We start from the raw sequence: 18,542 nt of genomic DNA, 5'->3' as shown, positions 1-18,542 counted from the left end.
ATCTAATCATCTTCTTTTTTGTTAATGCTTTTTACAATCTCAACAAAAACATCATCATTAATATATGTACCTTCTTCACGTTGTTCTTTAACCTTTTCAACAATCTCACAAAGTTTATCTTTAGTTACATCTAATCCACATTCATCTAACTTTGCTTTTACAGCTCTACAACCTGAATGTTTACCTAAAACTAATTGTCTTTTTTGACCTACAATTTCTGGCATATATGGTTCATATGTAAGGGGTTCTTCAATTACAGCATCTACATGGATTCCAGATTCATGTCTAAATACATTTTTACCTACAATAGGTTTATTGCGCGGAATTTTTAACTCACTATATTTTGAAACCATTTCTGATAATTCTTGTATATATTTTGTTTTAAATCCTAAATCTTTACCATATAAAATTTTAAATGCCATTACGGTTTCTTCTAAAGATGCATTACCTGCACGTTCACCAATTCCATTTACAGTAGTTGAAATAGCATTTCCTCCAGCTATAACTCCAGATATTGAATTTATTACTGCCATACCAAAGTCATTATGACAATGCATAGCTATATCAGTTTTAACTTCTTTTCTAAGTTCTTGAATTAAATAAGTTATTCCTTGTGGAGTAATAGCTCCAACAGTATCTGCAATATGAACTCTATCTACTTTGTAACTTTCAGCTTGTTTGTAAATCCTTTTTAAAAAATCTAAATCAGTTCTTGTAGCATCTTCTGCAGAAAATGCAACAAATAATCCATGATCTTTTGCATATTCTATAGTACTTGTAATTACATCAATAGCTTCTTCTCTTGAAATATTCATTTTATGTTGCAAATGGATATCTGAAGTTCCTAAAAATGTTATAACTCCATCTACACCACATTCAATAGCTGCATCAATATCTTCTTTTCTACATCTTGCAAGAGATATTATTTTAGCATTTAAATTTTCATTTACAATATTTTTTATTGATTTTCTCTCATGTTCAGATACTATGGGAAATCCTGCTTCAATTTGATGAATTTTAAATTGATCTAATTTTTTAGCTATTTCTAATTTTTCTTCTTTTTTAAAACAGACTCCAGGTGTTTGTTCTCCATCTCTTAAAGTAGTATCATATATTGTTATTTTATCTGGAAGCTTAATTTTTGTTTCTTTGTTATAAGGGCTTACAAAATATTTCATTTACACACATCTTTAATTTAAATTAAATAACCTATTTATGCTTATTATATTAAAATTTTTTCTATTTATTAATTTAAAATGCTTTTTTTATTTTCTATAAAAATTAGAAAATGACTGTTTATTTTAAACAATATCCTTATTTTTTAATTTTTTATTTATTTTTTATTTTCTAATAATTCTAAATATGAATCTCTTTCAAAACCATCTTCAATTCCTAATTTTTTAAAAATTTCAAATATTTTTTTTTGAGAATTTTTATATTGACTATCATCTTCTAAAACAGTTTCTATTTCCATGTAAGGTTCTAAACCTTCAACGAAATCTAAACTCAAAATACATTCTTCATATTGATAATATTCTCTTCTTTTTTTAACACAACGAACAGGAGTAAATCCAATTCTTTTTAAAATTTTTGATGCTTTTTCACTATCTTCAATATCCATTTCGATTTCTTCTCGTGTTTTACTTTCGCTATCGATTTTAGGACCTTTATATGTTATAAATATATTTGCTATATTGTTTTCAACTGTTTTCCTGATTCTTAATGCTTCATCAGTCTTAGCAAAATCAACAATAGGACTTTGAAAATATAAATCTTCTTGAAGCTCTTCTTTAAATTTTTTTATATTTAAATTATTTATTTTTGATTTGATTTCATCAACATTATTTATTTTAGCCTTTATCTCTACTTCAATCATTAAACATTCTTCCCTTTTATTTTATTTTTTTATCAGAAATTTAAAAATTTTTTAGTTAGATATTATTCATATAAACATTTTTTAATTAAAATCATTTTACTTATAAATAGGTTTATATACTATTTAAATAAAATTAATTATAGTAAAAATTTACTTATTTTCTTATAAATTATTTTACTATTTTTTTAAAAAACTTATTGGAGGTTTATTAAATTGACCGATGTCGATATAAAAATTGAAAATATTGTCTCTTCTGCTAGTATAGGTAAAGATATTGTCCTTACTGATGTTGCTAAAGCTTTAGAAGGTGTTGATTTTAATCGTGAACAATTTCCTGGCTTAGTTTTTAAACTTAAAGATCCTAAAACTGCAGCATTAATTTTTAGTTCTGGTAAGCTTGTTTGTACTGGCGCAAAATCTATTGAAGATTCAAAATTGGCAATTAAAAAAACAGTAGATTTAATGAGAACTATTGATAAGGATATTCCTACTGAATTCGAAATTAAAATTCAAAATATTGTGGCTTCTGCTAATTTGGAATCCACATTAAACTTAGAAATTGTGGCATTGGAGTTAGAAGATACTGAATACGAACCAGAACAATTCCCTGGTTTAGTATATAGATTATCTGACCCTAAGGTCGTTTTATTATTATTTGGTTCTGGTAAAGTTGTTTGTACTGGAGCAAAAACACGCGGAGATGCAAAACTCGGTGTAGAAAGAGCTTATGATAGACTTCATGAGTTGGACTTAATATAATTGGTGGTATTATTGATTAAACTTGTAGTATTTGACTTAGATAACGTTATTATAAATGGTGAAGCAATCGATGAAATTGGAAAGCTTGCAAATGTAGAAGATGAAATTTCAGAAATAACTGAAAAAGCTATGAATGGTGAAATTGATTTTGAAACATCTATTAAAGATAGAGTTAAGCTTCTTAAAGATCTTCCATTAGATGATGTAAAAAATGTAGTTGATAACCTTCCTTTAATGAAAGGCGCTAAAAGTGCTATTTCTTCATTGAAAGATGATGGATATGAAGTAGGGATTATTAGCGGAAGTTTTGACATTATTAATGATAGATTAAATGATGAACTTAATGTTGATTATATTTTCACTAATTCATTGACTGTTGAAGACGATAAATTAACTGGTGAGGTTACAGGCCCATTAGTTGATGGTACAAAATTAGATGTTCTTAATTCTCTTATTGAAGATAAAGATATTTCATTAGAAAATGTTGTTGCTGTTGGTGATGGTGCAAATGATATTTCTATGATTGAAGCAGTAAAATATGGTATTGCATTTAATGCTAAACCTGCTGTGAAAGAAGTAGCTGATGTTATCATTGAAGAAAATGATTTAAATAATGTTGTATCTGTCATTAGTGAGAAAACAGAAAATTCAACTGAAAATGTTGAAGTTGTTGAAACTGAAGCTGCTGAAGAACCTGAAGTTGTTGAGGAAGAAGTTGTTGAAGTTGAAACAGTCGAAAAACCTGAAGTTACTGAAGAAGCAACTAAAGAGACTGAAGAAACTCCTAAATCTGAAAAGAAAGAAGAAAAGAAATCTGAAAAAGATAAATTACCTGAACCTGATTTCGATCTTGCTGATACCATGGAAGGTGTCAAACAGCAAAAAGATGAAAGAGAAGCTTTAATTTCTAAAATAGCTGATGAAAGAGAAGAATTTAATCAAGTTGCTAAAGAACAACGTAAAATTCGTGATGAATTAAATGATTCTTTAAAAGAAAATTTGAATAAAGCTATTGAATTTAGAAATGAGCGTAATGATGTCAACAAAGAAGTTGTTGAAGCTAAAAAATTACGTAATGAAGTTAATAACAAAATCAAAAATTTAGAATGGTCTTCTGGTAAAAGGGACAAAATCAAAATCGAAAATGAAATTAAAAAAATCGATAAGATTATTGAAACCCGTGTCTTAGATATCAAAAAAGAAAATCAGCTTGTTAAAAATGCTAATGATCTCAGAAAACAATTAATGGATGTTCATGAAGATGAAAATGTTAAAGAAGAGGCACAAGGTCTCAAATCTGAATCTGAAGAACACCACGCTGTTGTAGTAGAACTTTCTGAAAAGGCTCAAAAAGCACACGAAAACATGTTAGAATACTTTAAAAAGACTGATGAAATAAGAACTGCTGCTGATGATGCACATAAAAAATTCATCGATGCAAGGAAAAATGCTTCAGCTAAACATGAAGACTTTAAAGTTGTTCTTAGTGAAATCCATGTTATAAATAAAAAACTTGGTAATCAAAGACCTAAAAGAAGAAGGACTGAAAAGAAATCTAGTTCTCCATCTAACAAAAATCGTGAAGAAAAAGAAAGAGCTGAAGCTATTTTTGATAAATTTAAAAATGGTAAAAAACTTTCTACTGAAGAACTTTTATTATTACAAAAATACAATATTGGATAAAATAGTATTCCACTATTTTCCAATTCATATTTTAGGTTAGAAAATGTGTGAATCAAAGGATAATAATGATGAAAAAATTGAAGTTTGTTATTTATGTGGAGTAAAATTCAATATAAATGCAAAAGACAATAGTTATTATCGTTATGATAAATATCCAGTTTGTGATGGCTGTAGTAATTCTTATGGATTTTATTAGTTAAAATCTATAAATTCTTAATTTTTTATCTGAATAAATTTAATCTATTTACTTTTTTTCATTAATTTTTTTTTAAATTTTATAAAATTTAGAAAGTATTATATATCTTTGTTAATTTATAAAGTATATTATAATTATTTTAAAAATCCATATTTGTTTTAAGTGGTCGTTATTATGCATGAAGTTATTATTTGCGAAAAACCAAAGTCTGCAGAGAAAATTGCCCAGGCTTTATCAAGCAAAGCTAAAAAATATAAATACAATAAAAAAGTAGGATATTGGAAAATTGAAGAAGATAATAAAGAAATTACTATATTATCTGCTGTAGGACATTTATATTCATTAACTCCAGATAATCCTAAAGAAAAGATTTTTTTTGATTTACATTGGGCTCCTTTATATGAATTAGATAAAAATAAAAAATATGTTAAAGATTATGCTTTAGCTATTAAAAAATTTGCAAAAGGAGCAGATTCTTTTATTCATGCTTGCGATTACGATATTGAAGGAACATTAATTGGATATAATGCATTAAAATATGCTGCAGGTGAAGATTCTTTAGAAAATGTTTCAAGAATGAAATTTTCCACTTTAACAAAACAAGATATTCTTACAGCATATGAAAATAGAATAGATTTAGATATACATCAAGTAGATAGTGGTATTGCAAGACATGTTGTTGATTTTATATTTGGTGTTAATATTTCTAAAGCTTTAATGAGATCAGTTAGTAAAGCTAAAAAAAGGTTTTTAAGATTATCTGCAGGAAGAGTACAAACTCCTACATTAGCTATTTTGGTTGAAAGAGAAAAAGAAATTCAAAAATTCATTCCTGAACCATTTTGGATTATTAAAGCATTATTAAATGGTGATATTGTTGCAGATCACAGTGATGGCAAAATTTTTGATAAGGCTAGAGCTGAAGAAATTTTTAATAAATGTCAAGATGAAGATGCAACAGTTAATGATATTAAATTAAGTAAAAGTATCACAAAACCTCCAATTCCTTTTAATTTAGGAGGATTACAATCTGAAGCATATAATGTTTTTGGATTTTCTCCTAAAAAAACTCAAACAATAGCTCAAAATTTATATACTGAGGGATTTACTTCTTATCCAAGAACTTCATCACAAAAATTACCTGAAAGTTTAGGCTTTAAGGAAATCTTAGCTAAACTTTCTAAAAATAGTGAGTTTAAAAAACATATTACTAAGATGCCTTCAAAATTAAAACCTAATGAAGGTAAAAAAGAAGATGCAGCTCACCCAGCTATTCATCCTACAGGAACAGTTCCTGAAAGCTTAGGAAAAGATGAATTAAAAATATATGAATTAATTGTTTATAGATTTATTAGTGTTTTCTGTGAAGATGCAAAATTCGAATCAATGAATACAAAATTAGATATAGCTAGTGAAAAATTTTCTTTTAAAAGAAGAAGAATTTATGAAATTGGTTGGTTAGAACATTATCCATTTAAAAAAATTGATAATGAAGAGTTTCCAGATATTAAAGTTGGTGATGTCATACCAGTTGATGAGATAGTATCTGAAGAGAAAGAAACTAAACCTCCAGCCAGATATAATGAAGCTTCTTTAATAAAAGAACTTGAAAAAAGAGAATTAGGGACTAAAGCTACTAGAGCAGATATTATAGCTAAATTATATGATAGAGAATATATATCTGGAAAGAAAATTGAGGTTAATCAATTAGGAGAAAACATTACAGATACTTTAGTAGAATACTGTAAAGATTTGACTAGTGAAGAACTTACTAGGGATCTTGAAAATGACATTGAAGGAATCAATAATGATAAAATTACTAAAGAAAAAGTTGTTGATGGTGCTAAAGAAGAAGTTGTTTCTATTTTAGGGGATATTGAAAAAAACGAAAAAGAAATTGGTTCTAAACTTTATGATGCATATGAAGAAAGCAGAATTGTTGGAAAATGTGCATGTGGTGGAGATTTATCTATAAAATATTCTCCTAAAAATAAAAGCTATTTTGTAGGATGTTCTAATTATCCTGATTGTAATACTATATATTCTTATCCTAAAGGCACAAACTTCTTAAAAAAGAAATGTGAAAGATGTGGCCTTCCTATGATATCTTTTGGAAAACCTCGCCAACAAGCATGTTTAGATTCTAATTGCGGCAAAGAGAATGTCAAAAGAGTGGAACCTGAAATTGTTGGTAAATGTCCAGAATGTGGAAATGATTTAATTAAACGTTCAGGGCGTTATGGTGATTTTGTAGGATGTAAAGGCTTTCCTAAATGCAGATTCACATCTTCTTTAGAAGATCTTAAAAATTTAAATAAAGAAAGTTAAATAATCATAAATATTTAATAAGATAAAAATACAAACATATCTTTTAATAAAAATTTAATTTTTATTTTAAAATAATTTTAAACTTTTTAATTTTAAAATTATTTAATTATTATAATAATATTTTATTTAAAAATAAATTAATTATATACAGAGGATTTTATGAATAAAAAAATAATTTTAGATATACTTAAATCGGCAGTTATTGTACTGTTAATTTTAGGTGCAGTTTTCGCATTAAGGGCTCCTGCAGCTGATCTTAATGCGCTGCCTACAGATATCAGAGCACAGTATGTTGATTCTAGCGGACTTCCTTATTTCAGTGAAATGGATTCATATTATAACTTAAGACTTACAGAAAACTATGTTGATCATGGATACCCTGGTGATACTTTTATAAATGGGACGGAAATGGATATGCATCGTGTAGCTCCTGATGGAGTTGAACTAACTTACGAACTTGGAATTACATATATTACATCGTGGTTACATGATTTTGTAAATATGTTTGGATCATTTTCAGTAAAAGAAGTGGCATTTTGGACTGGAGCATTTATTTCTTGTCTTGCAGTAATTCCAGCTTATATTTTTGCTAGAAGAGTTACTAATGATTATGGTGCTATTGTAGCATCATTACTTATATGTCTTGCTCCAAATTACTTTGCACATACTTTCCCAGGATTTTTTGATACAGATATGTTTTATTTCATATTCCCATTATTCTTCATATTGTTCTTTATGGAGAGTATGCGGTCGAAAAATTTGATTCATAAAATTGTATTTGCAATTTTATCAGTTATCTCTATTGGAATATTTTCTATTTCCTGGACAGGTTATATCTTTTATATAGCAGTAATGGGGGCATTTGTAGTTGTTTATGCAATTTTATTATTGTTTTTAAATCGCAATTCTCAATCAAAAACTATAGTTGAGAGATTAAAAGGAATATTACATCAAAAAGAATTCTTATCAATTGGTTTAGTACTTGTTTTTGGTGTAATAAGTTTATCAGCATTTCAGGGAATTGATGCAATATTTAATATTTTCCAACGTTTATTTGGGTTACTTTCATTACAAGATGTTGCAGGATCTGCTACAGCATTTCCAAATGTACTTGTTTCTGTTGCAGAGATGCAAATTCCTGTTTTAGTTTCAGGAGGAATGGGTGGAGCATTTTTAACTAATACTAATGGTGTTATTAATGGTATTGGTGGAATATCTATTTTATTTGCTGCATTAATTGTATTATATGTTTTTGCAACAAAAGTTTGGAAACTCGGAAAAAATAAAATTGAATATGATAGTAGTAAAAAACCTCCAAAATCAGAAAGACAATCATCAGCTAAAAAATTAGATGATGATAAAAAGTTCAAATTACCATTTGGTGACGATATTTTCTTAAAAGGGCATGATAGTGATGAAGCTAAAAGATTAAGTTTAATGTATGGAACTTTATTCTTTGTATGGACTCTTGTTTGTATTGTAGCAGTTACTCAAGGTTCAAGATTTATTACCACTTTAGTATTACCATTTTCATTACTTGCAGGAATATTTGTAGGTTATTGTACTGATTATATTAAATATAAGCAAAATAATAACAACTGGTTAATGGTTATATCCGTTCTAACCGGATTTTTAGCTGGATATCCTTTAATGCAAATTAACAGGACATTAGGTATTATATTAATTATAGCTATTATTGGTATTGTGGGATTGTTGATTTATGGAGTTAAAGATAAGGAATTTTCATTTAATAATGTTCCTTTAAAGAAATATGTTATTGTTATTGCAGTATGTCTTGCATTAGTATCACCAACAATTTGTGGTGCTTATCAAACTGCTTATTCAGTTGTTCCAGGTACTAGTGATGCAATGTGGAATTCTATGGAATGGATTGATGAAAATCAAGCTAACGACACTGTTATCACATCTTGGTGGGATTTCGGTTATTTATTTGAAATAGCTGCAGATAGACAAACTACTTTCGATGGAGGTTCTCAGTCAGGAGAACGTGCATTTTGGCTAGGTCAGGCTATGACGACGGATAATTTAGAACTATCTGCCGGAATATTTAGAATGATGAATACTGAAGGTGGAAGAGCTGTCGAAGCATTAAATAATTACACTGATGGGGATACTGGCTTAACAACTTCTATTTTAATTGAAGTACTACCATTAACTAAAGAAGATGCAATAAATACTATGGTTAATAAGTATAGTTTAACTAAGACAGAAGCTAGTGATGTTGCTCAATATTCACATCCTGATAATCCAAGACCTACTACATTTGTTGCAAGTTCAGACATGCTTCAAAAAGCAGGTTGGTGGAGTTACTTTGGAAATTGGGATTTCGAAAAACAAGAGTCTGAACATTACCAATATTATATAGCAACTCAAGAATTTAAGGTTGCTCCAGGAAGTTCTGATAAATTACCTATATTAGAAGATTCTGGTGTTACATTTAATGTTGTTGTTAATAGAGGTGCAGATAATAATACTACTGCATATACTGAAGCGGTATATGCTCATAATGGTAGTCAAATATATATTAATGATACTCCATACAATCCACTTAACATTTCTAATATAATTGTTATTCAAGATGGATATTTAGTTAAAAATGAAACTATTAATAATTCAAATAATGCTAACTATTCATTAATGTTAATGATTAATGAAGATTATGTTTCTCCTATTTTAATGAGTAATGAACTTCAAAATTCAATGTTTACTCAATTATATCTATTAGGTGGATCTAATCAAACTGTTTTCAAAAATGTACATATGGATACAGGAGTTTCATTGTGGGAAGTACAATTTAATAACACGGTAGCAGGTGGAGGAAGTAGTTCAACCACTACTAATGCTACAACTTAATTTTTTTTTTAAATTATTTTTTTATTATGGGATTTTTTTTATGGGTATAGAGGAAAAAATACAGTCTATTGAAGATGAAATTCAAAAAACACCTTACAACAAAAACACTTCTCATCATATTGGGAAGTTAAAAGCTAAAATTTCAAAACTTAAAGAAGAAGCTATTCAAAGAAGTAGCTCTGGTACTAAGGGTAAGGGGTTTCATGTTAAAAAAACAGGAGATGCTACTGCTGTTTTAGTTGGATTTCCATCTGTAGGTAAATCTACTTTATTAAATAGAATTACTAATGCAGAAAGTAAAGTAGGGTCTTATCAATTTACCACTTTAGATATTATTCCAGGTATTATGGAATATAGAAATGCTAAAATTCAAATATTTGATATTCCAGGTATTATTACTGGAGCATCTGGAGGAAAAGGTAGAGGTAAAGAAATTTTATCTGTTGCTAGAACTTCAGATTTAATAGTAGTTGTATTAGATGCATTTAATCCTCAACATTTGGATGTTATTTTAAAAGAACTTAAAAACATAGGAATTCGTCCTAATGAGAAAAAGCCAGATGTTACAGTTAATCCTAAAAAATTAGGAGGAGTACATGTATCATCAACTGTACCTTTAACTCATTTAGATGAGAAAACTATCAGATCCATTATAAATGAATATGGTATGCATAATGCAGATATTCTTTTTAGAGATGATGTTACTATGGATCAATTTATTGATGTTCTTGATAGAAATAAATCATATGTACCTATGATAATTCTTTTAAATAAAGTGGATCTTGTAGATGAAACATATTTAAATGAAATTAAAAAAACAATTCCTGATTTTATACCTATATCTGCAGGTAAAGATTTAAATATTGATTTTTTAAAAGAACAAATATTTGAGAATTTAAATTTAATTAGAATATATTTAAAACCTCAAGGTAGGAAAGCTGATATGGAAGATCCATTAGTATTAAAAAAAGGATCTACTGTCATTGATGCTTGTGGAAAATTACATAGAGAATTTGTTAAAAATTTCCGCCATGCAAAAATTTGGGGAAGTTCTGTTAAGTTTCCAGGTCAAAAAGTAGGACCAGATCATGTTCTCGATGATGAAGATGTTTTAAGAATTATTCTTAAAAAATAATAAAAACAATGTATAATAAAACTATTTTTATAACTGGAACTCCTGGTGTTGGAAAAACAACTGTTTCTAATTTGTTAGTTGACATTTTAAAAGATAGCTATGATGTTAAATTAATTAGAATTAATGATTTAGCATTTGAAAATAATCTAATTATTGATGAAAATCTTAAAAAAGACTATAAAATAATTGATATTGAAAAATTAGATTTATATTTACAAGAAAATATTAATAATTTTTTAAAAGTAGAAAATAATAAATCAACTATTGTTATTGTTGAAGGTCATCTTTCACATTTTTGTTCTAATCCAGATTTAGTTTTTGTACTTAGATTAAATCCTTCTATTCTCGAAGAAAGATTAATTAGCAGAAATTATTCTTCTGATAAAATTAAAGAAAATTTAGAAGCTGAATCATTAGCTGTATGTTCTAATGAAGCATATGAAATTCATGAAAATAAAGTAAATGAAATTAATACTAGTAATTTAAATATTGATTGTGTTGTATCTCTTATTTTGCAAGTCGTTAATAATGAAAGTGAATTTCCTCCTGGAAATGTTAATTTTATGGATTGGATTTTAGAAAATTTTTGATTTTTTTAATAATTAATTAATAAATAGAAAAGGTTTATAAATATAGAAAAACAAATTCTTCATTAATATTCTTCTTATACCTAATTGTTATTTATAACTATGGGGATTTTGTTTTAAATTGTCTAAATCTATTTAATTCAAGATTTTGAATATTGTATCTCATTTAAAATAGTTATTTAATTAATTATGAGAGGGGTATCATTGAGTAGAGGAAAAAAACCTAAGTGGATGATCGATATTGCAAAAGAACGAATGAATATTCTTTTTTCACGTGCAGAAAAAGAATTCGCTCAGCATCCTGAGAGATCTCATCGTTACGTTCAAATAGCTAGAAAATTATCTACTAAGTATAATACAAAAATTCCTCGAAATTGGAATAGACGATTTTGTAAAAATTGTTTTAAATTCCTATCTTATGGTTCAAATTCATCCGTCCGGCTAATTGACGAAAAAGTCAATATCAAATGCGGAGAATGTGGCCATGTTATGAAAATTCCTTATTTCAAAGAGAAAAAAAATAGAAGGAGAACTAAATATGAGTCAATCAAAAAAAGAAATGATGAATAGATCTCTTTCAGCTATGACAATTAATATTGGTAAAGCTACGATTAATGATAATGTAATCGATGAAATTAAACGTCAGCTTAAAGCTAATGAAATTGTAAAGCTAAAATTTGCAAAAAATATTGCAGATGATAAAGAAACTTATATTAACAGCATTGTTGAAAAAACTAAATCCAAACTCATTGATGTGAGAGGACATGTTGCTGTTATTTACAAAAGAAAATCTTAAATATTACTTAAATTTAGAGTTACAGACCAATGGATAAAAATTAGGCCAAGGTCTTAAATTTACAGTTGATTAAGAGAAAATAATTAAAATTATTGGAGAATTAATATGACTACTGTATATGACGTTCCTGCAGATATCTTAATAAATCACACTGCAGCTGAATTAGAAAATAATGATAAGATAAACCCACCAGAATGGTCTAATTTTGTAAAAACTGGTGTTCATAAAGAAAGAAAACCGGAAAACACTTCCTGGTGGTATATTAGATGTGCATCTATTTTAAGAAGAGTTTATATAGATGGCCCTGTTGGAGTAATTAGTTTAAAAACATTTTATGGTGGAAAAAAAGACCGTGGTGTTACTCCTGAAGTATTTAGAAAAGGAAGCGGAGCTATTATTAGAGGCGCATTACATCAATTAGAAGATGCAGGATTTGTTGAAAAAGTTGATGGTGGAAGAGTTATTACTCCTTCTGGAAGATCTTTTTTAGATAAAAATTCTTCTGTTGTTATTAAAGATATTCCTGATCTTGAAAAATATTAATATTATAATTTGGAGAGTTTGGTATGAGTGATCTTGATGAAATTCGACGTAAAAGAATGGCGGAATTAGAACGCCAACAAGCTATGAATGCTGATCAAAATCAACAGCAAGCACAGCAGCATATGCAACAACAGCAAATGCAACAAGAGATGGAAGCTCAAAAGAAACAAATTTTAATTCAAATTTTAACTCCTGAAGCTCGTAATAGATTATCTAATCTAAAACTTACAAAACCTGAATTTGTTCAGCAAATTGAATTACAATTAATCCAATCTGCTCAAGCAGGAAGTTTAAGAGGAAAAGTTACAGATGAGCAGTTAAAAGTTCTTTTAAAGAATGTTTCTGGCCAAAAAAGAGATATAAACATTACAAGAAAATGAAAGTAGGTGTTTTATATAGTGGAGGAAAAGATAGCTCACTTATTGCAGTTATTCTTAAAAGATTAGGTTTTGATGTAGAATTATGCACTGTAAATTTCGGTGTTTATGATTCATATATTCCTGCAAAAAACTCTGCTAAATCTTTAGGTTTCAATCATAAAGTTTTGAAAATGGATTTTGAAATTTTAAATAATGCAACTGATATTATTATTGAGGACGATTTTCCAAACAACGGGATAGATTTTATTCATAAAAAAGTTATAGATAATATAGCTAATGATTATCCTATTGTTGCTGATGGAACTCGTCGTGATGATAAAACTCCCAAACTTAATAAAAACCAAATTAGGAGCTTAGAAGATAGAAAAAATATCCAATATATAAATTTGGATAGTTTCGGTTATAAATCAATAAAAACAATGGTGTCCTCAATATTCGAGCTTACTCATGAAAAAAGTAATAAAGATAATAATTCTGATTATGAGGTTGAAATTCGAATGTTGATTGATGAGAAGGATGGAAAATCTGAAGATATTTTTCCTGAACATTATCAAACTAGGGTTATTGGTTATAAATAATTATTATTAAATAATATGGTGATTAAATGAGTAGAAATAAGGTATTGCCTAAAAAATTAAGAATGGCAAAGGCAAATAAACAAAATAGAAGAATTCCTATTTGGGCTTATGCTAAGACTAACAAAGGTCTTAGGTACAGACCTAAACCAAGAAATTGGAGAAGAAATAGCCTTAAATTATAGGGGGATTTTTCATGGAAAGAATTTATACAATTCCACTTAGAAATGCAAAAAGAGTTCAAAGAACTATTAGAGCTCCAAGAGCTATTAGAGAAGTTAGAAATTTTTTAACTAAACATATGAAAGCTGAAAAAGTTATTATAGATGCTTCTATTAATGAAGAAATCTGGACCAGAGGAATTCAAAAAATACCTTCTAAAATAACTGTAAAAGCTGTTAAAGATGATGATGGCATTGTTGAAGCTACATTATCTGAATAATATTTTAAATAAGGTAATTAAATGTTAAAAAGATTAGATATTGTTGGAAATCCTAACTTAGGGGTTTTTATTCTTGTAACTGAAGATGTTGCTATTGTTCCATTTAATCTTTCTGATGATAAAGTTAATTTAATTGAAGAAATTTTAGAAGTAGATACTATTAAATCTTCTATTTCTGGAAGTAATCTTATTGGATCATTAGCTATAGCTAATTCTAATGGTGTCATCGTTTCTCCTTATGCTTTTGATAAGGAAATTGATTTATTAAAAGAAAAAGGTTTAAATGTAGCTAAACTTCCAGATAAATTTTCAGCAATTGGAAATATTGCTGCAGTTAATGATGTTGGAGGAATAGCTAGTCCTTTTATATCTGATAAAGCTAGTAATGTTATCGAAGATGTTTTAGATATTGATCTTAAAACTAGTTCAATTGTTGGCAAAGAAATCGTTGGTTCTTTAATTACTGTTACAAATAATGGTTTTTTAATTGATAAAAATGCAAGTGCTAAGGAAATAAAATTTGCTACAGAAGTCTTTGGTGTTGAAGGTAATGTAGGTACTGTTGGTAGAGGAATATCTTTTGTTGGAGCTTGTTCAGTTGCAAATTCAAAAGGAGCTATTGTTGCTGAAAATAGTACTGGTCCTGAAATGGCTAGGGTTGAAGAAGCATTAGGATTTTTAGATGCATTTTAAAAAATATTAATAAGGGGAAATTATATGATTACAAAAATTTATAGAGTAAAAGGTAAATTTACATTAGGTAGTGAAATTCAAAAATTTACTAAAGAATATAAAGCTACTTCAAAAAGTGATATTGAAGAGAAAATCTATTCTCATTTTGGTAGTAAACATAATATCAACCAAAATCAAATATCAATTGAAGATATTGAAGAAATTAGTAGCGATGAAGTTACTGATCCAATCATTAAACAAATATTATAAAATTATTTAATAAGGTGTAATTATGGAAGACCAGCAAAAATTAGAAGAATTAGTAAATGAAATTAATATGTATAAACAACAAGCTGAAATAATTCAAAACCAAATTGATATGATTCGTTCTTCTCTTACTGAAGTTGAAGTATTAAATAGTACTTTAGATGATTTAAAAGAAAAAAAATCAGTTGAAGCTTTTGTTCCATTAGGTGCTGGTTCTTTTATGAAAGGAGAAATTAATAATACTGATGAAGTTATTATGAGTATTGGTGCAGGGGTTGCTGTTACTAAAGATATAGCTGGAGCTAAAGAAATTATTTCTTCTCAAAAGAAAGAGCTTCAAGATAATTTAGATAAAATGCTTGCTAATTTACAACAAGTAAGTGATATTATTGGTCAATTATCTCCACAAGCTGAACAGCTAATGGCACAAACACAAGCTAGATAATACTTAAATAATTTTTTCATTTTTTTAATTTTATCTTTTTATAATAATTTTTATTTTTTTAAACTAATTTAAGGGGTCATTTTATTGTTTGAATCATTAAAAAAGAAATTTTCAAGAACTAGTAATAAATTAACTGAAGAATTAACTGAAGAAGCTAAAGAAGAAAATAATATCGAAGATTCTAAAGAGGAAATTGAAAATATAAACTCTGATGATGAAAATAATGATTCAAATAATGATAATAAACCTAGTTTCTTTTCAACGTTTTCAAGGAAAAAGGATGAAGAGGAAGAAGATGTTAAAACAGATTCTGTTGAACAAATAGAAGAAGTTACAGAAGAACGAACTGATTTCTTCTCCGAGTTAGCACAGAAAAAAGATGAAAAAGAAGAATCTGGTAATAATAAAGAAATTGTAGAAGATTCTAAAAAAGAAGAATCATCTAGTTTTTTTTCCAAATTTAAACGAAATAAAGAAGAAAAAGTTGATGAAACTGATGAAGAAGAAATTGCAGAAACTGAAACTATAGGTGATGAAACTGAAGAAATTGTAGAAGATGAAAATTCAGGATTTCTTTCTAAGTATCGTAAACCTAAAGATAAAGATGATTCTAATAAATCTGGCATATTTTCATTTATTAAAGAAAAAACAATTTCTGAAAAACATGTTGAAGATATATTGTTCGAACTTGAAATGGGTCTTTTAGAAGGTGATGTAGCTATGGATGTTGCAAACACCGTTGTAGATTCTGTTAAAAACGATTTAATTGGTCAAAAAATTAAAAGAAGTAGCGATATTGAAGAATATACTTATGATGCTTTAAAAAATGCAGTTTCTAAAATCATTGATGTTCCAGGTAAATCAATGACTGAAATGATTGAAGATAAAAAAGCTAAAGGTGAACCTCTTGTTGTTATGTTTGTAGGTATTAATGGAACTGGAAAAACTACAACAATTGGTAAAATAGCTAATTATTATATTAATAAAGGATATACTCCAGTAATAGCTGCTGCTGATACATTTAGGGCTGGAGCTATTGAACAAGTTACTCATCATGCTGATAATTTAGGTGTTAAAATTATAAAGCATCAAAAAGGATCAGATCCTGCTGCAGTTGCATATGATGCTGTAGAACATGCAAAATCTAAAGGAAAAGAATTAGTTCTAATTGATACTGCAGGTAGGATGCAAAATAATACTAATTTAATGGATGAGATGAAAAAAATTAATAGAGTTGCAAAACCTGATCTTGTTGTTTTTGTTGGTGATGCATTAACTGGAAATGATGCAACAGAACAAGCAAGTAAATTTAATGATGCAATTGGTGTTGATGGTGTAATACTTACTAAGGCTGATGCTGATAGTAAAGGTGGTGCATCACTTTCTATTGGATATGTTATTAAAAAACCAATTTTATTTTTGGGAATGGGCCAATCATATGATGATATTAAAGAATATGATGCCGAATGGATGTTAGGACAACTTTTCTCTAGTGATACAGTGATTGAAAATGAGTCAGAATAGATCTGAGTGGAATAGCTCCTTTGCATTTTTAATTGCTATGATTGGATCTGCTGTAGGTCTTGGAAATATATGGAGATTTCCATATGTTTTATATTCTAATGGTGGTGGATCATTTATAATTCCATATATTGTAGCTATTCTTCTTTTAGGATTTTCACTTGCATTACTGGAATATTCTGTTGGTTATAAATTTAAAGCTTCTTTTTCAAAAACATTTAACAAAATCAAACCTAAATTAGAGTATGTAGCTTGGTTTATTTGTTTTACTGTATTTTTAATTGTTTCTTATTATGTAACTGTTATTGGTTGGGATTTATTATATTTAATACTGAGTTTTTTTAAAGGTTGGGGTGCAGATCCTAATTTATTTTTCATAGACAGTATCTTAAATCAAAACAATTCTATAGCAGGATTATTTACTTTTTCTCCTTTAGTTTTAATTGCTACTATTCTTGTTTGGGCTATGGCATGGTATATTTCCCATCGAAATATTAACTCTGGAATAGCTAAGGTAAGTAAAATTTTAGTTCCATTATTATTTGTAATGGTTATAATAATTGTATTATTTTCTTTAACTTTGCCTGGTGCAAGTATAGGTTATAGTGCTATGTTTACTCCTGATTGGGGTGCATTATTAGATTTAAACATTTGGATAGCAGCATTTGGTCAAATTTTATTTTCACTTTCTTTAGGAATGGCTATTTTAATTACTTATTCTAGCTATTTGCCTGATGATTCGAAATTAGTTGATAATGCAGCAATAGTTATTTTTTCTAATTCTAGTTTTGAAATTTTCAATGCAATTGGTGTCTTTTCTATTTTAGGTTTTATGAGTTTTACTAGTGGAATTCAGATTAATGAATTAATAACAGAAGGAACTGGACTAGCTTTTATTGCATTTCCTAAAGTTTTTAATGTTATGGGAGATGCAGCATATATTTTAGGACCATTATTTTTTGCATGTATCTTATTTGCAGGTATAACTTCTTTAGTATCTTTACTTGAACCTTTTATCGATTCGATTAGTGATAAATTTGGATCATCAAGAAAGAAAACTACTACAATAATTTGTATTATTGGATTTTGTATTTCAACAATATTTACAACAGGTATGGGTAGTTTTATCTTAGAAATCTTTGATGGATTTTTAAATAACTTTTCACTTCTTTTAGGAGTTTTATTTGAATGTGTAATATTTGGATGGTTCTATTCAATTGATGATCTATTAGAAGTTATTAACAAAAACACATCTATAAAAATAGGAATTTGGTGGAAAAATGTTGTTAAATATGTTTTACCAATAGTTTTATCAGTATTACTTTTAAAAGGAATATATGATAGTATATTTTTAGGAAGTCCTGAAGAGTATGTTATTAAAGGAATATTAATTTTACTTTTAATTATAGTTCCAATTGTACTTACAAAAGTTAAAGGAAAAGAAAATTCAGTTTTAACTTAAT

General features: G+C 27.7%; 21 protein-coding genes. 19 read left to right on the top strand and 2 right to left on the bottom strand.

Annotation, left to right across the window (positions count from 1 at the left end; genetic code table 11):
* Window positions 1–2: 2 nt before the first annotated feature.
* Window positions 3–1,178, bottom strand: coding sequence for a homocitrate synthase family protein (locus ACA134_RS08705; RefSeq protein ID WP_409200023.1), 1,176 nt, complete (start codon window positions 1,176–1,178; stop codon window positions 3–5).
* A 155-nt stretch (window positions 1,179–1,333) separates the two neighbouring features.
* A complete protein-coding gene (cyaB, locus tag ACA134_RS08700) occupies window positions 1,334–1,876 on the bottom strand; it encodes a class IV adenylate cyclase (protein ID WP_409200022.1) in 543 nt (180 codons plus the stop codon).
* A 213-nt stretch (window positions 1,877–2,089) separates the two neighbouring features.
* Between cyaB and ACA134_RS08695 the strand changes: the two genes are divergently transcribed.
* From ACA134_RS08695 to ACA134_RS08605, 19 genes are all read left to right on the top strand, one after another.
* Window positions 2,090–2,635 (top strand): TATA-box-binding protein, encoded by a 546-nt coding sequence (locus ACA134_RS08695; protein ID WP_409200021.1) that lies wholly within the window; start codon window positions 2,090–2,092, stop codon window positions 2,633–2,635.
* 12 nt (window positions 2,636–2,647) lie between these two features.
* Window positions 2,648–4,318, top strand: coding sequence for a phosphoserine phosphatase SerB (gene serB / locus ACA134_RS08690; protein WP_409200020.1), 1,671 nt, complete (start codon window positions 2,648–2,650; stop codon window positions 4,316–4,318).
* 43 nt (window positions 4,319–4,361) lie between these two features.
* Complete coding sequence (locus tag ACA134_RS08685; protein ID WP_409200019.1) at window positions 4,362–4,514, top strand: hypothetical protein; 153 nt, start codon at window positions 4,362–4,364, stop codon at window positions 4,512–4,514.
* A gap of 174 nt (window positions 4,515–4,688) precedes the next feature.
* On the top strand, window positions 4,689–6,842 hold the full coding sequence (gene topA / locus ACA134_RS08680) for a DNA topoisomerase I (protein WP_409200018.1): 2,154 nt from the start codon (window positions 4,689–4,691) through the stop codon (window positions 6,840–6,842).
* 159 nt (window positions 6,843–7,001) lie between these two features.
* Complete coding sequence (locus ACA134_RS08675) at window positions 7,002–9,716, top strand: STT3 domain-containing protein (RefSeq protein WP_409200017.1); 2,715 nt, start codon at window positions 7,002–7,004, stop codon at window positions 9,714–9,716.
* A 40-nt stretch (window positions 9,717–9,756) separates the two neighbouring features.
* Window positions 9,757–10,851, top strand: a complete 1,095-nt coding sequence (locus ACA134_RS08670; RefSeq protein ID WP_409200016.1) for an OBG GTPase family GTP-binding protein — start codon at window positions 9,757–9,759, stop codon at window positions 10,849–10,851.
* Window positions 10,852–10,859: 8 nt separating this feature from the next.
* Window positions 10,860–11,441: an adenylate kinase family protein gene (locus tag ACA134_RS08665; protein ID WP_409200015.1), complete on the top strand. Its 582-nt coding sequence runs from the start codon at window positions 10,860–10,862 to the stop codon at window positions 11,439–11,441.
* Between the two features lie 201 nt (window positions 11,442–11,642).
* A complete protein-coding gene (locus ACA134_RS08660; RefSeq protein ID WP_409200014.1) occupies window positions 11,643–12,008 on the top strand; it encodes a ribonuclease P protein component 4 in 366 nt (121 codons plus the stop codon).
* Window positions 11,977–12,234, top strand: a complete 258-nt coding sequence (locus tag ACA134_RS08655) for a YhbY family RNA-binding protein (protein ID WP_409200013.1) — start codon at window positions 11,977–11,979, stop codon at window positions 12,232–12,234. Before ACA134_RS08660 ends, ACA134_RS08655 begins: the two co-directional genes overlap by 32 nt.
* A gap of 105 nt (window positions 12,235–12,339) precedes the next feature.
* A complete protein-coding gene (locus ACA134_RS08650) occupies window positions 12,340–12,777 on the top strand; it encodes a 30S ribosomal protein S19e (RefSeq protein ID WP_409200012.1) in 438 nt (145 codons plus the stop codon).
* Window positions 12,778–12,800: 23 nt separating this feature from the next.
* Window positions 12,801–13,157 carry a DNA-binding protein gene (locus ACA134_RS08645; RefSeq protein ID WP_409200011.1) on the top strand — a complete coding sequence of 119 codons (357 nt, stop codon included), beginning with the start codon at window positions 12,801–12,803 and terminating at the stop codon, window positions 13,155–13,157.
* Window positions 13,154–13,735, top strand: coding sequence for an asparagine synthase-related protein (locus ACA134_RS08640; protein ID WP_409200010.1), 582 nt, complete (start codon window positions 13,154–13,156; stop codon window positions 13,733–13,735). Before ACA134_RS08645 ends, ACA134_RS08640 begins: the two co-directional genes overlap by 4 nt.
* Before the next feature lie 26 nt (window positions 13,736–13,761).
* The gene (locus ACA134_RS08635; RefSeq protein ID WP_409200009.1) at window positions 13,762–13,917 is read left to right on the top strand and encodes a 50S ribosomal protein L39e; all 156 of its coding nucleotides are present in this window, start codon (window positions 13,762–13,764) and stop codon (window positions 13,915–13,917) included.
* A gap of 11 nt (window positions 13,918–13,928) precedes the next feature.
* Window positions 13,929–14,174, top strand: coding sequence for a 50S ribosomal protein L31e (locus ACA134_RS08630; RefSeq protein WP_409200008.1), 246 nt, complete (start codon window positions 13,929–13,931; stop codon window positions 14,172–14,174).
* Window positions 14,175–14,195: 21 nt separating this feature from the next.
* On the top strand, window positions 14,196–14,867 hold the full coding sequence (locus tag ACA134_RS08625; protein ID WP_409200007.1) for a translation initiation factor IF-6: 672 nt from the start codon (window positions 14,196–14,198) through the stop codon (window positions 14,865–14,867).
* Window positions 14,868–14,891: 24 nt separating this feature from the next.
* Window positions 14,892–15,116 carry a 50S ribosomal protein L18Ae gene (gene rpl18a, locus ACA134_RS08620; RefSeq protein WP_409200006.1) on the top strand — a complete coding sequence of 75 codons (225 nt, stop codon included), beginning with the start codon at window positions 14,892–14,894 and terminating at the stop codon, window positions 15,114–15,116.
* A 22-nt stretch (window positions 15,117–15,138) separates the two neighbouring features.
* Window positions 15,139–15,558, top strand: a complete 420-nt coding sequence (pfdA, locus tag ACA134_RS08615) for a prefoldin subunit alpha (RefSeq protein ID WP_409200005.1) — start codon at window positions 15,139–15,141, stop codon at window positions 15,556–15,558.
* An 84-nt stretch (window positions 15,559–15,642) separates the two neighbouring features.
* Window positions 15,643–17,082, top strand: a complete 1,440-nt coding sequence (gene ftsY / locus ACA134_RS08610) for a signal recognition particle-docking protein FtsY (protein WP_409200004.1) — start codon at window positions 15,643–15,645, stop codon at window positions 17,080–17,082.
* Window positions 17,069–18,541 carry a sodium-dependent transporter gene (locus ACA134_RS08605; protein WP_409200003.1) on the top strand — a complete coding sequence of 491 codons (1,473 nt, stop codon included), beginning with the start codon at window positions 17,069–17,071 and terminating at the stop codon, window positions 18,539–18,541. The genes ftsY and ACA134_RS08605 overlap by 14 nt, the downstream gene beginning before the upstream one ends.
* Window position 18,542 lies beyond the last annotated feature (1 nt).

It is taken from the genome of Methanobrevibacter sp. DSM 116169 (assembly GCF_046197865.1).
Classification (GTDB): Archaea; Methanobacteriota; Methanobacteria; order Methanobacteriales; family Methanobacteriaceae; genus JAHKLT01.
This window is presented reverse-complemented; position numbering and strand designations above follow the sequence as displayed.